Origin of the sequence: Streptomyces sp. SID3212 (genome assembly GCF_009865405.1) — a bacterium.
Lineage (GTDB): Bacteria > Actinomycetota > Actinomycetes > Streptomycetales > Streptomycetaceae > Streptomyces.
This window is the reverse complement of the sequence record NZ_WWJY01000559.1, coordinates 1-2673: the sequence shown is the minus strand read 5'-3', so window position 1 is coordinate 2673 and position 2673 is coordinate 1. Positions and strand designations below refer to the sequence as shown.

Here is a 2673-nt window from a genome sequence, read left to right as displayed (position 1 = left end):
GCCCGCGCCGACCACCGCGACGCGGGAGCCCGCGTGGACGCCCGCCCGGCGCAGCGCGTTGAACGCGGTGAGGCCCGCGCACATCAGCGGGGCCGCCGCGACGGGGTCGAGCCCGGGCGGCAGCGGTGTGACGAACGGGCCCTTGAACACGCCGTACTCCGCGTAGCCGCCGTCGGCGACGATGCCGGTGATCCGCTTGTGGGGGCAGAGGATCGGGTCGCCGCCGACGCAGTAGTCGCAGGAGCCGTCCGAGTCGTAGAGGAACTGCGCCCCCACGGCGTCACCGACGCGGTGTCCCGCCACGCCGTCGCCCACCGCGGCGATCGTTCCGGTGATCTCGTGGCCGGGGATCACCGGGAACCGGGCGAAGGGGTACTCGCCCTGGATCAGTCGGAGATCGGAGAAACACACTCCGCACGCGGTCATCTTGACGAGGACCTCCCCCGTGCCGATGTCGGGGACGTCCCGCTCGACCCGTGACAGCGGTGTGTTCACCGCGTTCGCAACAACTGCACGCATGCCGGATACACCTCATCCAGGACGACAACATGAGCGGTATGCCTCCATTGTCGCCAGATCGGGGCATTTACGCAGAGGTGGTGGCCAGAGCCGACACGGCCGCCTTCGCGGCGCGCTCCACCAGCGAGATCCCGCTCGCCATCGAGACACTGCCCTTCGACACCACGGCCAGCAGGTAGGTGTGTCCGTCCACGGTCACCTCGCCGATGCTGTTGACGTCCCACAGGCCGGTCGCGCTGCGCGGCAGCCAGCCGTTCTTCAGCCCCACGGCCTTGCCCGCCGCCGAGACCCCCCAGTCCTGGCCGTCGGCTATCCGGCCCATCAGCGTCCGCGCGTAGGAGCGGGAGGAGGCGGTCAGCGGGGATTCCTCGCCGAACACCGCGGAGAGCAGTATCAGCTGGTCGGGGGCGGTGGTCTGGGTCAGCCCCCACAGCCCGCCCGCGCCGGCGGTGGTGTCCTTGAGCCCCAGGCGGCGGTTCGCGGCGTCCAGACCGCCGCCCCCGCCGATGATCCCCCAGAGCGCGTCCGTCGCCGTGTTGTCGCTGACGCGGATCATCGAGGACGCGTACGACTTCTCCGCGGCGGTGAGCCCGCGGTGCTCGTCCTGCGCCTTGAGCAGCAGGGTCGCCAGGATGTCGACCTTGACGATGCTCGCCGTGTCGTACGTCCGGCCGGCCTTGACGCCGTACCGCGCCCGGCTCGTGTCATCCAGGTCCGTTACCGCAACGGACAGCGAGGCTGAGGTGGACGCCATCGTGTCGTGGAGCTTCGCGGAGAGGAGGGTGTCCCGGTTCGCGGGTACGACGGCCCGCGCCGTACTCCTGGAGGCCTGAGGGGACGGGGACGGCGACGGTGACGGGACCGGCGAGGCGCCGGCGAACAGGGCCGGGAGCAGGGGTACGACCCCGGAGGGCGAGGCCGGTGACGAAGCCGGCAGGCTCAGCGTCCCGAGCGCGCCCGCTCGCGGTTCCGCCTCAGGGCGGCTCTGCGCCGACGCGTCGAACCCGCCCACCACCGCGCATCCGGTCATGAGCAGGACCACCGCGGACGAGGTGGTGAGGGCGTGCCGGCGCCGCACGGAGGACGTGGGGCGCCGCGCGGAGGGGATGCGGGGCATGTCGCGAGGTTAGGAACCGAAACTGGGTCCCGGCTATGCCCCAGGTAAAAATCCGGTGACAAATCACATTCCGGGCCGGGATCCGTCAGCGGGGGAAGTAGCGCGCGATCAGCTCGTTGCGGAACACACCGGCGGGATCCAGCCGCGCGGTCAGCCGCTCGAAGTCGGCGTAACGCTCGTACAGCTCCCTCATCCGTTCAGGACCGGTCGTGAACAGCTTGCCCCAGTGAGGCCGCACACCGAACGGAGCCAGTGCCTCCTCGATGGCGCCGAGCACCGGGGTGACGGCCCCGGTGTCGGGGATCCAGGTGAAGTGGAAGGCCACCGTGTCGCGTCCGTACGCCGGGCTCAGCCACAGGTCGTCGGCCGCGATCGTCCGGATCTCACCGACCTGGAGGACGGGGGCGATCCGGTCGCTGATCCGTGCGAGGGCGTCGAAGGCGGCGGGGCCGTCCTCGCGTGCCACGAAGTACTCGCTCTGGAGCTCGTCGCCGTTGCTCGGGGTGAACTCGGGCCGGAAGTGCGGAAGCCGTTCGTGCCAGGGCCCCGGCGCGCCCGACTGGGGGGTGCAGGTGACCGGGTCCATGCCGGGCACGGGGTGGCGCGGACCGTCGGCCAGGGTCGCGCCCAGCCAGCGCCCCGGCGCCCGGTCCTCGCCGTACCGCGGCCCGGAACCGGCGGCGGTGTCACCGGCCCGCTGCTTGAGCCAGACCTGGGCCCGCTCGTCCGGCTGCCAGCGGGTGAACACACTGACGCTGTACGCGGCGGACAGGACGTCCTCGAAACGCTCGCGCAGCCGCGCGTACGGCAGCCCGTCGTACACCCACTGCCTGACGTCGTAGGACGGTACGAGGTCGAGGGTCGTCCGGGTGACGACACCGGTGGCCCCCAGCGCGACCACCGCGCCCGCGAAGTCGTCGTCGCCCCGGCGGAGGTGGCGCAGCCCGCCGTCGGCGGTGACGAGGTCCATGGCCCGTACGGCCGTGGCGAGCGAGCCGTTGCCGACGCCGGAGCCGTGGGTGCCGGTGGCGCAGGCT

Annotated in this window: 3 protein-coding genes; all 3 read right to left on the bottom strand. The window is 71.9% G+C overall.

Annotation, left to right across the window (positions count from 1 at the left end; all coding sequences use genetic code 11):
* Positions 1 to 519 (bottom strand): alcohol dehydrogenase catalytic domain-containing protein (locus GT042_RS16930; RefSeq protein WP_161309552.1); only part of this gene is annotated, 519 nt, incomplete at its 3' end.
* Positions 520 to 586: 67 nt separating this feature from the next.
* Positions 587 to 1636 carry a serine hydrolase gene (locus GT042_RS16925; RefSeq protein WP_237530869.1) on the bottom strand — a complete coding sequence of 350 codons (1050 nt, stop codon included), beginning with the start codon at positions 1634 to 1636 and terminating at the stop codon, positions 587 to 589.
* An 85-nt stretch (positions 1637 to 1721) separates the two neighbouring features.
* A partial coding sequence (locus GT042_RS16920; RefSeq protein WP_161309551.1) for a D-arabinono-1,4-lactone oxidase occupies positions 1722 to 2673 on the bottom strand: 952 nt, incomplete at its 5' end.